This is a genomic window from Neobacillus sp. NPDC093127 (genome assembly GCF_044754175.1).
Classification (GTDB): domain Bacteria; phylum Bacillota; class Bacilli; order Bacillales; family Cytobacillaceae; genus Neobacillus.
The window spans coordinates 100,780-118,488 of record NZ_JBIVOP010000012.1; the positions used below are offsets into that span (position 1 = coordinate 100,780).

Below are 17,709 nucleotides of genomic sequence, written 5' to 3' on the forward strand. Positions count from 1 at the left end.
ATTTATGGTTTAACAACATTAACATCGCTTTTCTTTACAAATCCAACACGATGATTGAAAGTGATTTGGTAGTACTCTTCCGTGCCCTTCACGACTTTGTTCGTGGCTGGGTCATTGAAATTTTTGGCGTGATAGTAGTCGGATTGGATTGGTCCAGTCGCCACATACCTCTGTCCTTTTGGCAGCTGGTACAAGACCTCCGCCGTTCCTTTTGCCGAGGCTGCAATTCCTGTACCGTTATAAGCGGAATCTTCCGGGTAGGCTCCCCCGTATACAGGAACAGTGGAAAGCCCATCTTTCGGTGTAATCACGATTCCTTTTCCAGGTACGGTGTTTTTGTTTTTAGGATTGTAAAACCAAGCCTTTTGCCCGGCAAAGTAGATCGCGGTCCAATCTCCTTGTTGCTCAGCTTTAACATAGCTTTGCCCCATAGTGGCCTTGGCCCCCCAATCATTGAGTCTCATTGTTCCCGCAGCGGTCTTATTTAGAATAGGGTCGCTGATAAGCGGTGAGTTAAAATCGGGCTCTTTATATAACTGTAAGAAGCTGGATGATAGGGTTTCAAGTTCTTTGCCGTTGTACGTATAATTTGCTTTATTCGTGTTGAAGTTCGGACGAATCGTCACAATCGAGCTGTTGTTGTCCCCTTTGCCTGGATTAATGGATTCTCCAAGCAGGTTAAAGAAATGCGACCAATCCCAGTATGCACCCGGATCCCAGTGCATGCTGGCTTGCTTGGCAACTGTCAGGCCCGGGATTTCATCGTGCCCGATAATATGCTGCCTATCCAATGGAATATTATATGTTTCTGATAAGTATTTTACGAGTTTCGCAGTTGAACGGTACATTTGCTCGCTATACCAGTTCGTTCCCTCCACCGCAAAGCCTTCATGTTCAATTCCAATCGAGTGCATATTAAAATACCAGTTTCCCGCATGCCACGGGATGTCATTTGGACGAACCATTTGTGTGACCTTCCCGTTTGCTGAGTCAATAATGTAATGGGCGCTTACAGAAGATTGATTCCGAAAATGATTGATGGCTGATTGTGCGCTCCCCTCGATATCATGGATAACGATATAGCGAATATCAATCCCATCTTCAGGTCGGTTGGCAATGTCGTAATTTCCATAATTCGTTTGACTGCTTGAAAACTGTTTGTATAAGGCAGGAATAAATGTGCATTCCAGTCCATTCGGACAATCCGAATTGTTGAATTTTGCATTGCGCAGTGGAATATTTTTGGCTGTATCTTTATTGGGAACGATGTTCTCCGCTTGTAAAGTCAGTTTCTCTCCATTACCTGTCGTTTTTACAGCCCCGTTTTGGATGGTTTCGTACACTTGGCCGGCAAAATCTGCAGCTAATTCAGCAATATCCGAACCGCTGTATTTGACAACAGCCCCATACCAATCGGCGGGATCCGCAGGAAGACCGTCTGTCGTTTCCTTGGCGTATTCGGCAAGCAAGGCAGCACCGCCGCGAATGTTTTGTTCCGGATCATCCTTTAAAAAATTTGGATTCATTTGAAGAAGCTGGGCTGCCTTTTCAAGCGTATTTATCGACTCATCCGGTGTGAAGGATTCGCCCTGGGCTGTTTCATCCCCTTTAGCACTATTATTTTGCTCAAGCTGGACCAAATTCATGATCCCATAGCCTCCTGCTTCGCTATGACCCTCTTGCTGCACCCAGCGCGATTCATTGTAAGCCACAGCCATCAGGATATTGACGGGAACACCGAACTCCTTTGCCACATTTTTAAATAATTGCTGTGAAACTTCCGTATTTTCGACTGTTTCTGCATAGGACTTAACCTCGTTTTTGGAAAAATAAGAGGGAGCGACCAGTAAAGAAGCAGTGAGTACAGAAGCAAACAACACTTTTGAAACTTTTTTTACCTGAAAAACCATTGTTGAACCTCCTTTTGACAGAATAATTATAAAATTCCATCTTAAGGCGAGGCTTTCCTTCAAACGAGTTGCAAAATGATTCAAAATACACAAGAAGAATATCCTGATTGGAAAGATTGCAGGTAGATATAACGAGGATAGCTAGGCTAATAGTTTGATTTTCTTTCACCATGTGGTTTTTCAATTAAGCTGTCTATGTGTTACAATCTTAGCTAGTCAAAACGATTAAGGGAAGAAACGAATGTGCTTGCCTGTTAATCCAGGGACAGGCATTAGTATTAAAATTTGGAGGTCTTACGATGGATAATAACGATATATTAATTCGATTGAGATATGCACTCGAAATAAAAAATAAAGAAATGGCGGAGATATTTAATCTTGGCGGCGTGGAGGTAACCGTACCAGAGGTGATAAAAATTCTCACAAAATCAGATGATGATGAAGCTGAAAATGACGAGCAAATAAAATGTAATAACAGTATGTTCGATTCATTTTTAAATGGATTTATTATTTATAAAAGAGGAAAACAAGAGCCGAGACCAGGACAGCCTGATACCCCAGAGTCATCTTTTAAAAAAAGCTCGAACGTTAATAATCTCCTGTTAAAGAAAGTAAAAATAGCGCTAGCATTAACGACTGAAGATATGCTTGAGCTATTCGAAAAAGCAGGAATTACAGTAACAAAAGGAGAACTCGGAGCTTTATTAAGAAAAGAAGGCCATAAGAATTATAAAGAGTGCGGCGATAAATTTGCCAGGAACTTCTTAAAAGGACTAGCAATTAAATACAGGGGATAACGGCATTAATGGATCTACAGGTGATGATATGATATATACCTATTCAGGTAAGACAATACGTTTTGAGATAAAATACAAAAACCGAACCTCAATTGGAATTACTATAGATAGTTTTGGAAATGTTGAAGTCCAGGCACCGAGAGGGACCCCTGATGAAAGAGTGCTTCAGTTATTAGAGGAAAAATGGGATCTCATTCAGCAAAAAGTAAATGAAATGAAGGTTAGGCTGCAAGGGCCACAGGAAAAGGTCTACGAGCATGGTGAACCCTTTCTTTATTTAGGAAACACCTATCCGATACAGATCTATCAAGACAAAAATATTGAGCAGGACTATGTGGTGTTTGAGGGAGAGAAGTTACTTATATATTCAAATCTGCTTGAGGATGAGAAAATAAAACAAGCTTTAAAACGCTTTTATTACCAGCAATGCAAAGCTTTAGTAGAGAAGAGTATCTCCTACTATCAAAGCAATTTTAAAACAAAACCGCGTTCCATTCGTATCTCGGATAGCCAAACTACATGGGGAACATGTGATTCTAAATTACAGTTAACATTTAATTGGAAGCTGGCCATGGCACCACAGGAAGTAATTGATTACGTAGTCGTCCACGAAATGTGCCATATGGTTCATCTGAATCACGACCGTTCCTTCTGGCGCCTTGTTGGAAAAATAATGCCTGATTATAAGGAAAAGGAAAACTGGCTGTCTTTATCAAACTGGAAAATGACTGTTTAGCAGCCCGCTGGTATCGGGAATATAATTTATTGGATTTTATCAAAGCGACTATTTTTATAAAGCCGGATATATATAAGGGTTTATTCACCTTTATATATCTCCGGCTTATTTATTTAATAGTAAACATTCCTAAAACTAGATTTTTACTATCTTTCAAATGGCTATTTTCTGATTAGGCTGTATAAAGAGGCTCCAACTAAGTCACCAGCTTCTTTCAGACGCTCAAGGCTGATATGCTCGATCTTGTCAAGCGGTGTATGATAATAAGGCTCTAGGTTTGCTGTTCCTGGCTCACGACGGATAAAGTTAACAGCCGGGATACCCGCATCATGGAATGAAACGTGATCAGAGGATCCGCGTTGGTAGAGCACCAATTCAGATGGTGTACCGATTCTTGCTGCTGTCGCCCGTGCAGTATCTGTCACTATGTTTGCCTTCCCATCTAGCGTATTCATATAAATCGCTGTGGCATTTTCCCATGAAGTACCAACCATATCCATATTGAAATTCGCAATGCTCCGTCCGACTTCATCCTTACTCAACTGACTAACATAATATTCTGAACCGACTAAGCCAATCTCTTCTGCGCCGACAAAAGCAAACCGTAATTCCTTTTCAATTGGATAACTTTTTAAAACATTGGCCAATTCTAAAGCAACAGCCGTTCCCGAAGCATTATCATTTGCTCCTGCCGCAAACGGAACACTATCAATATGGGCAGATACGTGCACTATGTCGTGGTTTTTACCTTGTTTAGGGGCTCTGGTCGCTATAATGTTTTGTGATTTCGCATTTGCAATCCGGGTCACATTCAGCGTCATCGTTTTACCCGGTGCCACCACGTCCTGCAGTAATGCTTCACCACTCACTTTAGTTATTCCGCCCACTGGTACATTTACATTGCCTCCTATGGAAGGATTTAATGGACCTGGCTGATTGATATTATCATAAATTAACACTGCGATAGCCCCTGCTGCAACCGCGTTGTCCACTTTCTCTTTAAAAGTTAATTCTCCTCTTGAGATAAGGGCAATCTTACCCGCTGCTTCTGCAGTAAAATCTGTTACTTTTCCTAATCCGGCATTGAAAAGTTTAGCAGTAACGCCCTCAATCGTTGTAGCCTCAGATCCAGAAGGGATATTAACCAGCACTTCATTATGATCACTTGTATGTAAATGGCCAATCATTTTGTCTGGAACGCTGAATTCTTGTGTCTCTACCTTATAGCCAAGAGATAAAAGGCGTTCTTTAATGAATTTGGCTGCCAGCTCTTCCCCCTCAGTTCCGGTAACACGTGGACCAATAGTTTCGGATAAAAAGTGAATATCCTTATAAATTCGTTCGGCACTGACTCTTGCAATTACCTTCTGGTCAAAAGCCTTTATACTAGGGTTAACACTAGTCTGTGCCGCAGCTTCCACCTGAGTACCGAAATTCACAGGAGAAAAATACAAACCTGAAGTTACTAGTATAGTAGATAGCATAATGGAAGAGCGTTTTTTTCCTTTTTTCAAAATGATTACCTCCTTGAGTTTGAATTCCTCATATGTATTCGCTTACGCTATGTGTATTCCTTTCCCTTTTTGAAAATTGAATCTATTAAACTATTCGGTAGGTTAAAATGAAGTAATATTTGGTACTTAAGGTCCGGTGATTTTTGAAGTTGAAGTAATAATTGCGCAGGTCTTTAGGCTGCTCCTACGAAAACAACTAAGGCTTGAATTCGATAAATCTAGGACAATTTCGTTTTTTGAAATTGGGTATTAATTGGGACTTTCGCACCTTTTTCTATAATTAATTCATAAAAAGTCGATTCTTTATGAGATATTTCTACATAAAATTACAATTATATTACATTACCGACACATACATTGTTTTTAGTCAATTTAGACTATAAACTAGTAATATATCAAGAAGCCGAATTATAGATAGGGAATAAGAGGAGATTTTGCTATGATAAAAAGAATAATTAAATATACGGTTTCGGCCGCGGTTCTCGCTACAATGATTCAAGCAACACCTACTTTTGCTAGTCCAGTAGCTCCACCAGTAACACAAGGACAAATTGATGCGACACAAGGACAAATCAATAACTTTGAAACAAAGATTCAACAATTAGATGACCGAATCTCTATATCAATGGAGAAAAGTGAAAAGCTAAATAATCAAATTAAAACGCAACAAGGAAAAATTGAAGAAACAGAGGCTGAAATTGAAAAAGCTAAAAAGTCATTAGACACTCACAAAAAGGTCTATTCTGAACGACTAAAAAGCATTCAGTTAGAGGGAAAACAGTCAATTGCTACATACGCTGAACTATTGCTTTCTTCTAAAAATCTTTCTGAGTTATTAACTCGTTTCACTGCGATTTCTCAAATCATGGAAAGTGACACAGACTTACTAAATGGTTTAAATGAAAAGGAACAAGCTTTAAAGGCTGCAGAGGAAAAATTACAAAATGAAGTCGACAAATTAAAAAAGAGCAAAGATGAATTAGCGGTAGAACAAAAACAGATCGAAGCAGATAAAAATGAAATTGCAAAAGAATTAGCAGATGCAAAAAACATCTTACAAAACCAACAGGATCAACTGGCGCAACAACAAGAGGAAGAGCGGCAGGCTGAAATCGCCAGACAGCTTGCGGAGCAACAGGCTCGACAGCTTGCGGAGCAGCAAGCCAGATTAGCTGAGCAACAGTCCAAGCCGCAATCTAAAGTTAACAAAGCTTCAAATTCGACACCATCGGCTGAAGTGTCTAATCCAACTAACTCTAACTCTAATGCTACTGCGAGTGAAGTCATTGCGTATGCTAAACGATTTTTGGGCGTTCCTTACGTTTGGGGCGGTACAGATCCGAGAAGTGGATTTGATTGTTCGGGATTCACTTCGTATGTGTTTAAAAATTCTGTCGGCATTAGTCTTCCAAGAGTATCACGAGATCAACAAAATGTTGGAACAAGAATTTCTCCAAGTCAGGTGCAGCCAGGAGATTTAGTATTTAGGGGTTCTCCTGCCTATCATGTCGGCATTTATATTGGCAACGGACAATATATCCATGCCCCGCAAACGGGTGATGTAGTGAAAATTGCTTCGTATAATCCGGCTAAATTTACTAGTGCTGCCAGAGTATTGCCTTAAGGCTGGCAATTTTTTGAAGTGTAAACTTGAATAGTTAAAAGCCAAGCAGAAGAGCTGTCTCATTCGACAGCTCTTCTTTTTTTTATAATTAACTAGGGGTTTATGTCGAAAAGCTTCTATTATGAGGCGTTCATGAGGGCAAAAACCGAGCGGTTCATACAGTCCTTTTCGTAGGAAACCAAGACGAAACGGTTCATAAGAGCGATTCATAAAGCCCGTTATGAAGGAAACCAAGACGAAACGGTTCATAAGAGCGGTTCATAAAGCCCGTTATGAAGGAAACCAAGTCGAAACGGTTCATAAGGCGGTTCATAAAGCCCATTATGAAGGAAATCAAGTCGAAACGGTTCATAAGAGCGGTTCATACAGCCTGTTTTGAAGGAAGCCAAATCGAAAGCGTTCATAAGAGACGTCTAAAATTTTGTAATAAAATCATTTACACAAAATAATTTACATTCCCGCGAAAAAAGCCGAACCTGTCCTTATGAGGCGTTCATGAGGACAAAACTGGGAAGGGAATCGCGAATCCCCTTCTATGAAACAATCCTGATAGACTCCACTCAACTCTGCGGTCGCTTTTTTAATAAACACATCAATTTTCCTCGCGCATGTCATACTGAAGGTGCGCAGAAAGATATGGATTTTGCCCCTGAATATAGGCGTCAATAATGGTATATTCCTTTGGGGCCTCAAATTCAGTAGCCGTATAAAAGTGTAAGCCAACCACATCCTCAAACAAGGCAGGCTGCTTCCAGGGAACAGAATAGAACAATGAATGATCGGATGCATTATTTATAAAACTGAACTCGTTGTTTTCCTGTGTAGGAGTGGAGGCATCAACGGTTTCGATACCTGACTTTATTTTTTTCGGCTTAAAGCTAGGCGTTGCCCACCAAATTTGTTTGGCGGTTTGATTCAGCAAAGTAAAATCCGTCCTTAACTGAAGCTCAATTCCTAAAGGTTTTAACCTATGAGGGCCGTAATCATAATGGTGTTCTGAAATGATTAGAAATTTATGATTCCCTTCATTGACAAGCTTTAGTTGAACTCTTTCCAAGCTTGCTTTTTGCACCCATTTGGATTTTGAATAACGTTGTAATAATTTATTGTATTCCTTTTTTGACAAGCGCTTCTCATTTTCCCCTGTTACTTTCCTGTAAATGTATTGCTCATCGACAACATTACCGTTAATGCTCCGATATTGGTCAATTTCCGATCGAGTCATATGTGAAATATCAATGTCGGAAAAACCCAACTGCTTTAAATGCTGAACCTGTTCTTCATTTTTTTCAGAAAGGATTGATTTGCTGGATTCAAGCCTCTCAGGATTGGTAATAACTAATCCTTGAAATGTTTGGTCAAAATAGATTAAAGCCGTATATAGAAAAAGTAGCACTGTTAGTACTGTCGCAGCCTGAAGAAAATTTTGCCTTATCCCCAAATCTCTCCCTACTTTCCATAATTTGATAGTATAATAATACCAGTAATAGCGAGAGAATTCGAGATAATTCTAGGGGGCAATAATATGGGCTTTGGCACGATGATCGTGGGCTTTTTCTTTATCTTTTTTGATTTTAATTTTGGAAAAATAAATATCCTGCCTGATTTAATTGGCTACATTTTTATATATTTTGCAGCTGCAAAGGTAATCAGCGGTATGGGAAATAAATACTTTGTTGTTTTCAAGAAAACTAGCCTTCTATTAATCTTCCTGAACGCTTTGGATATGTTTATTAAATACTCATCTTTTTTAGATGGAGTGATCAATAATCCTGAAACGATCCAGGGCAGAGTGTTTGTAGTTCTTTTTACGATTACTTATCTTTCGATGATGGTATATATGTTCTTCCATCTCACGAAAGGAATTGAAATGGCGGCAGAAGAATTAGATAATAAGTCCCTAGCTGAAAAAGCAAGAAAAGTTTTTAGACTGTTTTCTATTTATATAATGAGTATTGCAGCTGTCAACTTAATAGCCATTATTGTTTTCAAACAGCCATTTCCTACTATTTCTTTAGATGGTCTGAGTGCATTTTTATTGATTCTCGTGGTGATGGCTGTTCTCATTTATGTCTTTGTTCGAGTTAGCTCATTATTGAATCGAGCAGAGATCACTTTCAGCGAAGCCAAAAAAACGATCGATTATTAAAATATACCGATATTAAGCTTCACCCCAGTCGACGTAATATTGATATTTTCTTCAAAAAGCTACAGAATATTGAAAGATGGATATATGATTTATTAGGGGGGAGCAGCAGGGTAATGAAACCGACGATTTTAATTGCCGATGATGATTCGAATATTCGCATGGTGACGCAGCTTTATTTGGAGAAAGAAGGGTTTCATACGGCAATCGCTTGTGACGGTGTAGAAGCCATCAACATGTTAGAAACCGAGAAGATTGATTGTGCTGTTATTGACCTAATGATGCCCAATATAGATGGCTGGGAGCTATGTGAGAAAATAAAAACGTATTATGAGATTCCCGTTTTGATGTTGACAGCAAGAGCAGAAATGGAAGATATCATCAAAGGATTTCAGCTTGGTACCGATGATTATCTTACAAAACCATTTCATCCCGTTGAGCTAGCCATGCGGGTAAAGTCGCTATTAAAAAGGTATCGTGTGATTGCCGCGGGAAACTTACAATTTACTAACATCTCCATTGACAGTAACAGTTATAAAGTAAAAATTATGGGTGGAGTGGTACCGCTGCCGGCTAAACAATTTGAATTATTGTATTTGTTAGCAAGCCATCCAGGAAAAATTTTTACCAGGGATCAGTTGATTGAAAGAATTTGGGGACTCGATTATGAGGGTGATGAAAGAACGGTTGATTCCCATATTAAAAAGCTTCGCAGGCAATTCAGGGAATATGAAGACCAGCTCCAAATTGTAACTGTCAGGGGACTTGGTTATAAAGTAGAGATCCCATCATGATTAGGTCGATTTATCTAAAGAATATACTGAACTATTTTTTCGTGATTATCGTCTCATTAATTCTTTCATTCGTCATCACATTTTTCATTTATCAAAAGCAAGTCATTCAAATGCGCGAAGCCGAAACAATCGAGCAGGGGAAGGGAATTATTACTTTATATCAACGATTGGGTGAAGCGGGTTTTAACGAATATTTGGAGAGCCTCACTACCATACCTTATGAAATATATGTTTATAATCGGAATGGATTAGTAACTAAATCACCACAAGCTTCCCAAACAAGTGGATTTGATCAAAAAAACATTGATTATGTTCTAGATGGCGGTGTGTATCGGAATCTATCAGATTCTGGTTCACATCATAAATTGATTGGACTGCCGTTTGATGGTAAGAATGAACGGTTGGCTATGTTCATAAAGCCTAGTCTGAAGGAACAATTTAGTCAGATTCGGAAAATATTATATACGGCGCTATTACTGGTCCTCTTCTTGGGTATTTCGCTTATTTTGGTAACGACGCGCTTTTTAGTAAAACCGATCGTTCGTGTGACCAATGCGACAAAGGAATTAGCAAAAGGAAATTTTCAAATCCGTTTACCGATAAAAAGTAAAGATGAAATTGGTGAACTTTCGAAAAGCTTTAATTTCATGGTTGAGGAACTTGATAAAACGGAACAAATGCGTAAGGATTTTGTTGCGAATGTGTCACATGAACTGCAGTCTCCGCTTACAGCAATTAGGGGTATGGCCATCGCTTTAAAAGATGGTGTGGTCGAACGCGAGGAAGAAAAGCATTATTTTGCTTTGATTGAACAAGAAAGTGAACGGCTATCAAGTTTAACGAAACAACTGTTGAACTTATCATCGCTTGAAGCAAACCAATCACCGTTTCAGCCGAAACAATATCGTTTAGATCGGCAGATTCGAAATCAGCTTGTGGCGATGCAATCATTATGGATGGAAAAACAGCTTGAAGTTGATTTCGACATCCCGGAACTTAAGGCTTTTGCCGATGAAGGTTTAATGAGTCAGGTGTGGAGTAATTTATTCGCAAATGCTATCAAGTACAATCGGATGAATGGAACGATTACCGTTCGAGGATATGAGCTAGATGACGATGTCGAGGTCGTGATAAGCAATACGGGTGCTGGGATTCCTCAAAATGATTTACCGCATATTTTTGAGCGGTTTTATCGTGTCGAGAAGGCACATACAAGAACAACAGAAAGCTATGGACTGGGCTTGGCCGTCGTGAAACGGATTATTGAGCTTCATAACGGCGAAATCTCGGTAACCAGTGTTGAGGGACAGGAAACAGTATTCGGGGTTCGGTTAGCAAAATAGGGTAAATAGTGATAGATGGTAAGAAGAGCAGGCCGATTTCGGTCTGTTATTTTTTTTGAAAAATTGCTCTTGGGTCACATTCAGGACACAAAACTAGTATATTCTTTTGGTTGTTATCATCGAAGAAGGAGTGTTTGTTTTGAGCAACCTAATAAAGCTAAGCTTGAAAAATTCAGTGGCAATCCTCTTGCTTGTGATTCTCGTGATTGCCAGCGGCGTCTATTCTACTAATAAAATAAAAGTAGAAACGTTTCCAAATGTTACATTTCCAGCCCTATTTGTCCAAGCATCTTATATGGGCCATTCAACGCAAGAATTGGAAGAGCTGTTAACAAATCCAATTGAAGACAGTATAAAGCAGCAAAAAGGATATGACACGTTAACCAGTACTTCCAGAAATAATGCGGCGACAGTCACCGTCAATTATCCTTACGGAACAGATATTGACAAACAAAAAACAAAGCTAGAAGAAGTCATTAGTAAGATAAAGGTGCCAGAAGGGGCAAAGGTTGAGGTTAAACAAATTGATATGGGCGGTCAAGCAGTCTATCAGGCTGCCATTACGGCTGATAACACAACACAAAATATCCAATCATTAATAGAGAGTGATCTTGTTCCAACACTTGAAAAAGTAGACGGAGCCGGGACTGTAACGCTTCAAGGGGCGAAGCAGCAGAAGGTTTCCATCGAGCTTAATCAAGAGCAAGCTAAGGAACATGGCATTACCTTACAAAATGTGAAAGACGCCATTCAATTGAAAAATTATAAAGTTTCACTTGGCCAAGTAAACAACGGTGGAACAAATATCCCGCTAGAGATAGCAGGGGATATTAAAAACCTTGATGTGTTAAAGAACATTAAAATTACAGTAAGCCAAACAAATGACCAAGCAAATTTTTTACAAAACGGGATGAAAAATGGTGTGTCCGGGCAACAGCCAAATGGCCTGAATCCGTCGCAGCAAGTCGTTTCGCAGCAAACGAAGGTAAAGCTTTCAGATATCGCTGAAGTCAAAACAACAATGTATCAGGAAGAAATTTCTCGTTTCAATGGAAAGGATAGCTACCTAATTTCTGTAACAAAGACACAGGATGCCAACACAGCGGAAGTCGTCCGGAATGTAAAAGATAAAATCAATACTTTTAAAAAGGATAACCATTTAACGCTATACACTGTACAGGATCAAGGAAAAGAAGTGGAGTCATCGATTTCCTCACTTGTTAAGGAAGGCGGGTACGGTGTACTGTTTGCTGTGCTGATTATTCTGCTGTTCTTACGTAATATCCGGGCAACCGTGATTGCGGTCGTTTCGTTACCGTTATCGATTTTGGCTACAATTTCTTTATTGCATCAATTTGACTATACCCTTAATATCATGACACTTGGGGGAATGGCCGTTGCCGTCGGTCGAATAATTGATGACAGTATTGTTGTCATTGAAAATATTTTCCGCTGGCGTCAAGAACAGGGAGATAAACTAAGCATGAAGCAAGTTGCACTTCATGCGACGAAAGAAGTGTTTGGAGCGGTTACATCATCGACGCTTGCAACACTTGTTGTCTTTTTGCCAATCTCCTTTGTTGGCGGCATTATCGGAGAGATGTTTAGGCCATTCGCACTCGCAGTAGTGTTTTCAATCTCCGTTTCCTTAATCGTTGCCATCATTTTAATTCCGGTTTTAGGGAGCATGTTCTTTAAGAAAGTGAAACATGCCGAGAAGAAAAGCAGGTTAGCAGAACTTTACGAAAAGCTGTTAAGAGCGGCATTTCGAAAAAAAGGACTTGTCATTGCTCTATCAATTCTTCTGTTAATCGGTTCATTCGCGCTAATTCCTAAACTAGGGATTTCCTTCCTGCCTGCAAGCGAATCAAACGCACTGCAAGCAGATGTCACAGTTCCAAGTACGCTGAGTCTTGAACAAATGGATACTGTGGCAAAGAATGTGGAGTCTTTTTTGAAAAATCAACAAGCGATTGATTACAGTCAAGTATCAATTGGTATGTCAAATGGGCGCGCCATGTTAATGGGGGGCAGCAATAATAAAATTAAACTGTTCATTCAATTGAAAAAAGGCGAAAAAGTAAATGATGTCTTAACTACGTATCAAAAAAATATTGAAGAAATCGTGCAGAAACAATATCAAGATTCTACTGTGACAGTGAGCGAAACGCAAAAAGGCGGACCGCCGTCAGGGAATACAATTGATATTCAGCTTTATAGTTCAGATCTAGAGAAGCTAACGGATGCGTCAGACAAAGTGACGTCATTATTAGCGAAAAACAATCAGTTGAAAAATATCACTAGTAACCTCGGTGATGAACAAACGAAATGGCAGCTTGTAATAATCGATAATGGGGAAAAGGCCGGTGTTCAGTATCTTCAGCTTATGCAAGCCATTCGCGAGTATTTGTCGCCCGTCACGGTTGGTGAATATGAACTAAACGGAAATACAGAGGAAGTCACTTTAAGCTATGATAAAAAAATGACTTCTAAAGAGGATATTGAAGCGATTGAAATTAAAACGTCGGCAGGTTTGAAAAAAGTAAGTGATGTAGCTTTAATCAAAGAAATGAAGGTTCCAACTACATTGTATCATGATGATGGTAAACCACTTGTCAAAGTGTCTGCCGTGATTAATGGAAACGATACTGCTAGTGTAACAAAGGAAGTTAAAAAAGATGTTAATGCCTTGTCATTACCGAGTGGAGTCGATATTCAATATGGCGGCGGATTAAAAATGATTCAGGATGGTTTCTCAAATATGGGAATCGCCATGGGAGCAGCTATCGGCCTTGTGTTCTTAGTCCTTAGTGTGACATTTGGCGGCATATTGACACCGATTGTTATCCTTTCCTCGTTGATTTTCGTGCCAATTGGGGCTCTCGGCGGGTTATTAATCAGCGGACAGCCGCTTTCAATGAGTGCGTTAATTGGAATGCTGATGCTTATAGGTGTAGTGGTTACCAATGCCGTTGTGCTCCTCGACCGAGTGGAAGCAAATCGTAAAAATGGAATTGAGCTTCAAGAGGCAGTCGTGGAGGCAGCGAAGACGCGTTTACGCCCGATCCTAATGACGGCATTTGCGACCATTTTTGCACTTGTCCCGCTGGCGATGTCAACATCAGAATCATCCGGGTTAATTTCAAAGGGTCTAGCCGTTACAGTAATCGGCGGTTTAACAACATCAACACTGCTAACCCTGATTTTTGTCCCGGTCTTCTATACACTTGTCGGCAAGTTTAGAAAGAATTTAACCTCAGAATTCTAACACAGGTTCTGATTATACCAAACGAAGAGAATCAGAGATGTAGTTTATATTTAGGCGCCTAGTAGGTGCCTGTTTTTTTTTATTAATGGGACAAGGTAAATCTTGGCACAAAGATACATAAATATTAATAAACTGGAGTGGATTATACAAATAACTGGAGGTGTTTTTTGATGGTTTGTAACAAATGTGGTAAGCAGCTTGCGGAGAATGCAAAATTCTGCGACGGATGTGGTGCAGCATTAAACAACGACCCGCCAACGGAGAATCAAGTCCCGGCTGCGAAAAATGAGGATCAGGATAATAAGGTGATTTTCGTGCTCTCGTATCTAGGGATCTTATTTTTCTTGCCGCTTGTTGCTTGCCCTAATTCTAAGGTGGGACGCTTTCATGCAAATCAAAGTCTTGTCCTGTTAATTACTGCAGTTGGCGGGCAAATTGTGCTGTCCATCATTTCAGCTATTTTGTGGCAATTGTGGATAGTAATGTCTTTAGTTTCTTCTTTATGGGGTCTGGCATTATTCGCTTTAATGATTATTGGAATGGTAAATGCCTATAAGGGCGAGCAAAAACCGCTGCCAATTATCGGGAATATAACAATTTTAAATTGAATGAATTTACCCAGTATTAAACAACTGATAGATGAGCTGAATGGAAGCAAAGAGCAATAAATGGAAGCTGTGTGGATGCAAGTGATCCCACAGCTTTTATTATTTAATATGGTAGTTCAAGTTCCAAAGGTGTATGGTAAGAATGGAGATAATGGCGAAAAGAAATGGGGGTTTTTCAATGATTAAATTTGGGGTTATCGGACTTGGAGATATTGCGCAAAAGGCTTATCTGCCTGTCTACAGTCGTATAAAAGATGTTCAATTTCATTTATATACAAGAAATCAAGAGAAGCTAAGGTCTATTGGAGGACAATACCGTTTTGACCATCTTCATTTTGATTTTGAGTCATTGCTTGAAAGCGGCATTGTAGGTGCTTTCGTCCATTCGGCGACAGCTTCGCATGAGGAAATTGTTCGGAGGCTCCTTGACCGTGGTATTCATGTGTTTGTCGATAAGCCGATTACTGACCATTTTGAGGGTGCGAAAAGACTTGTCGAACTTGCGGAAGAGAAAGGTCTTATTCTGATGACTGGCTTTAATCGCAGGTATGCACCTTCTTACCTGAAACTAAAGGAAGTCGCCAATCCAAATATGGTAATTGTCCAGAAAAACCGCAAAGGTCTTCCGGGTGAGCCAAGGACCTTTATTTTTGATGATTTTATTCATGTCGTGGATACGCTGAGATATTTATTTCCCCACCCAATCGAAGAGCTTCTCGTGAACGGCCGTATGGAAGGCGACACACTTTACCACGTGGTCATTCAGTTTATTTCTAAAGGGGCAACAGCAGTCGGAATTATGAATCGTGATAATGGGACGAACGAAGAAGTTGCTCAGGTCATGGGTCCAATGGAGAAAAGAACCGTTTCTAATGTCTCACAGCTGATGATATCAAAAGACATAGAAAATATCGAGGTCCGGGGCAGTGACTGGGAATCAACCTTAAGGAAACGGGGCTTTGAGCAAATGGCTGCGGATTTCATTCAAGCTGTTCAAACAAATAGCTTGCCGATGATCTCAGCTGCGGACGCATTAGAGACCCATGAAATCTGCGAAAAAATAATAGCAACATTAACAGAGAAAAACTAATTTTGTCTTAGTTGAAATGTAAAAGTATGGCGGCTAACAAAGCCGGCCTGTTGAATGCTAATAAAAAAAGTGCCTGCCTCCATCCTTTTAATGGGGGCAGGCATCTTTTTTTTCTTAGCGAACACCCTTCATGAAGCCTTGAATTTTAGGTGATAGCATAAATAGCAAAATACCAAGCGCGATGGAAGCTCCACCAATCACACCAAAATAGGTCATTTCCGTTTCAGGTTTGTAAAATCTAACGAGTTGTGCATTAAGCCCTTGTGCAGCAGCATTTGATAAGAACCATAAGCTCATCGTTTGTGCTGAGAAGGCAGCAGGTGCTAATTTTGTTGTCGCTGATAAACCTACAGGTGATAATAATAATTCCCCGAATACACAAACTAAATAACTAAGAACAAGCCATAAAGGATTTACTAAAGAATTTGAACCGCCAAGGTAAGCTGGCAGTAAAATCACTAAGAATGATACCCCTGAGAATAGCAGAGCGTACGAAAACTTTTGCGGAATCGTTGGCTGGCGTTTCCCCAACTTAACCCATAACCAAGCAAATATTGGTGCAAAAATGATAATAAATAATGGGTTTAATGATTGAAACCATGCCGGTGAAATATGGATTCCTGCAAAATCTAATTGAGTACGTTCATCCGCATAATTGGCAAGAATAGTTGAGCCTTGCTCTTGAATCGACCAAAACATTACCGATGCAATAAATAGCGGTATATAAGCAATAACACGTGAACGTTCGACAGCTGTTGTTTTCGGGCTGCGATACATGACAACGAAATAGATAATTGGAATCAAGAAACCAAGAATTGTCACTAGGTTAATAAAGGTTTTAAACGTCAGTAGTCCTGCTGGGATTAAAACAGCACATAAAATAGCAAGAATTACTACACTTATTCCAAAAATAGTAAATGTTTTTTTCTTTTCAGATGGTGACATTGGATTTGCTATTATTGTACCTGCAAGGCCAAGGTTTCTCTTCTTTGTTAAAACAAACATTACTAGTCCTAAAAACATACCGACTGCGGCAATAGCAAAACCTATATGGAAGCTATATTTCATTACTGATCCAACAATTATTGGAGAGATAAATGCTCCCAAGTTGATCCCCATAACGAAAATGGTAAAACCTGCGTCACGGCGATTGTCTTGTTCGCTGTACATTTCGCCGACAACACTAGAAACATTTGGCTTCAGCAATCCTGTACCAAGGACAATCAATACCATGGATACGAAGAACATGCTGACACTGCCAGGAATGGCTAGGACAATGTGACCGAACATAATCAATATTCCACCGTAAAACACTGCCTTCGAAGTACCGAAAACTCGGTCAGCTAACCAGCCGCCAATGATTCCGGACATGTAAACAAGTGATCCGTAAATCGACATGATTGAAAGTGCAAGGGTTTTGTCAAGACCCAAGCCGCCTTTTGAAACTTCGTAGTACATATAGAATACAAGAATTGCCCGCATTCCATAATAAGAAAAACGCTCCCAGAATTCTGTAAAGAAAAGTGTGAACAATCCTTTTGGATGACCAAAAAATCCTGATTGCGGTACACTATCCACAATTTTCTGCCTATTTATATTTGACATAATCCAACCTCCTCTTATTATTTTATAATACTTATTAGGGTTTTGGATTGTCAAAACTAATTTTTTGGTAAAATAGAGTTAAGCGCTTACAAACGTTGATTTTACTGAGGTTTCGAAAAAATTTCAATTAAAAAGAAAGTTTTTTTGAAATAGTAAATTAATTCTAAAATGGCTAATTATTCACTCTAAATAGATAAAAAGAATTAGAAATCTGTAAAATACTAGATTATTGGAAACACGAAAAGCCCTTCGTCTGATTTGCAAACGAGGGCAT

Annotated in this window: 15 protein-coding genes; 11 read left to right on the top strand and 4 right to left on the bottom strand. The window is 39.6% G+C overall.

What is annotated here, in order from left to right; translation table 11 throughout:
- Window positions 1-2 precede the first annotated feature (2 nt).
- Window positions 3-1,910, bottom strand: a complete 1,908-nt coding sequence (locus ACIQCO_RS16910) for an N-acetylmuramoyl-L-alanine amidase (RefSeq protein WP_400430512.1) — start codon at window positions 1,908-1,910, stop codon at window positions 3-5.
- A gap of 299 nt (window positions 1,911-2,209) precedes the next feature.
- On the opposite strand from ACIQCO_RS16910, the gene ACIQCO_RS16915 reads away from it, so the two are divergent.
- On the top strand, window positions 2,210-2,707 hold the full coding sequence (locus tag ACIQCO_RS16915; RefSeq protein ID WP_400430513.1) for a YehS family protein: 498 nt from the start codon (window positions 2,210-2,212) through the stop codon (window positions 2,705-2,707).
- Window positions 2,708-2,735: 28 nt separating this feature from the next.
- Entirely contained in the window at window positions 2,736-3,443 is a 708-nt protein-coding gene (locus ACIQCO_RS16920) for a M48 family metallopeptidase (protein ID WP_400430514.1), read from the top strand.
- A 161-nt stretch (window positions 3,444-3,604) separates the two neighbouring features.
- Here ACIQCO_RS16920 and ACIQCO_RS16925 read toward each other — a convergent pair whose 3' ends face one another.
- Window positions 3,605-4,957 carry a DUF4910 domain-containing protein gene (locus ACIQCO_RS16925; protein WP_400430515.1) on the bottom strand — a complete coding sequence of 451 codons (1,353 nt, stop codon included), beginning with the start codon at window positions 4,955-4,957 and terminating at the stop codon, window positions 3,605-3,607.
- A gap of 439 nt (window positions 4,958-5,396) precedes the next feature.
- On the opposite strand from ACIQCO_RS16925, the gene ACIQCO_RS16930 reads away from it, so the two are divergent.
- Together ACIQCO_RS16930 and ACIQCO_RS16935 are read left to right on the top strand one after the other, a co-directional pair.
- Window positions 5,397-6,581: a C40 family peptidase gene (locus tag ACIQCO_RS16930; RefSeq protein WP_400430516.1), complete on the top strand. Its 1,185-nt coding sequence runs from the start codon at window positions 5,397-5,399 to the stop codon at window positions 6,579-6,581.
- A 220-nt stretch (window positions 6,582-6,801) separates the two neighbouring features.
- Window positions 6,802-6,960: a hypothetical protein gene (locus tag ACIQCO_RS16935; protein ID WP_400430517.1), complete on the top strand. Its 159-nt coding sequence runs from the start codon at window positions 6,802-6,804 to the stop codon at window positions 6,958-6,960.
- Window positions 6,961-7,173: 213 nt separating this feature from the next.
- Here the strand turns inward: ACIQCO_RS16935 and ACIQCO_RS16940 are convergent, their stop codons facing one another.
- Window positions 7,174-7,977, bottom strand: a complete 804-nt coding sequence (locus ACIQCO_RS16940) for a hypothetical protein (protein ID WP_400430518.1) — start codon at window positions 7,975-7,977, stop codon at window positions 7,174-7,176.
- 129 nt (window positions 7,978-8,106) lie between these two features.
- Here ACIQCO_RS16940 and ACIQCO_RS16945 point away from each other — a divergent pair, with 129 nt between their 5' ends.
- The 7 genes from ACIQCO_RS16945 (at window position 8,107) to ACIQCO_RS16975 (ending at window position 15,830) form a co-directional block, all read left to right on the top strand.
- Window positions 8,107-8,730 carry a hypothetical protein gene (locus ACIQCO_RS16945; RefSeq protein ID WP_400430519.1) on the top strand — a complete coding sequence of 208 codons (624 nt, stop codon included), beginning with the start codon at window positions 8,107-8,109 and terminating at the stop codon, window positions 8,728-8,730.
- Window positions 8,731-8,843: 113 nt separating this feature from the next.
- Window positions 8,844-9,521, top strand: coding sequence for a response regulator transcription factor (locus ACIQCO_RS16950; protein ID WP_400430520.1), 678 nt, complete (start codon window positions 8,844-8,846; stop codon window positions 9,519-9,521).
- Window positions 9,518-10,864 carry a sensor histidine kinase gene (locus tag ACIQCO_RS16955; RefSeq protein ID WP_400430521.1) on the top strand — a complete coding sequence of 449 codons (1,347 nt, stop codon included), beginning with the start codon at window positions 9,518-9,520 and terminating at the stop codon, window positions 10,862-10,864. Before ACIQCO_RS16950 ends, ACIQCO_RS16955 begins: the two co-directional genes overlap by 4 nt.
- Window positions 10,865-11,003: 139 nt before the next feature.
- A complete protein-coding gene (locus ACIQCO_RS16960; protein ID WP_400430522.1) occupies window positions 11,004-14,132 on the top strand; it encodes an efflux RND transporter permease subunit in 3,129 nt (1,042 codons plus the stop codon).
- Between the two features lie 170 nt (window positions 14,133-14,302).
- The gene (locus ACIQCO_RS16965) at window positions 14,303-14,740 is read left to right on the top strand and encodes a zinc-ribbon domain-containing protein (RefSeq protein ID WP_400430523.1); all 438 of its coding nucleotides are present in this window, start codon (window positions 14,303-14,305) and stop codon (window positions 14,738-14,740) included.
- Window positions 14,741-14,800: 60 nt separating this feature from the next.
- Window positions 14,801-14,926: a hypothetical protein gene (locus tag ACIQCO_RS16970; RefSeq protein ID WP_400430524.1), complete on the top strand. Its 126-nt coding sequence runs from the start codon at window positions 14,801-14,803 to the stop codon at window positions 14,924-14,926.
- Entirely contained in the window at window positions 14,919-15,830 is a 912-nt protein-coding gene (locus ACIQCO_RS16975) for a Gfo/Idh/MocA family protein (RefSeq protein WP_400430525.1), read from the top strand. The genes ACIQCO_RS16970 and ACIQCO_RS16975 overlap by 8 nt, the downstream gene beginning before the upstream one ends.
- 114 nt (window positions 15,831-15,944) lie before the next feature.
- Here ACIQCO_RS16975 and ACIQCO_RS16980 read toward each other — a convergent pair whose 3' ends face one another.
- Window positions 15,945-17,435, bottom strand: a complete 1,491-nt coding sequence (locus tag ACIQCO_RS16980) for a peptide MFS transporter (protein ID WP_400430526.1) — start codon at window positions 17,433-17,435, stop codon at window positions 15,945-15,947.
- Between the last annotated feature and the right edge of the window lie 274 nt (window positions 17,436-17,709).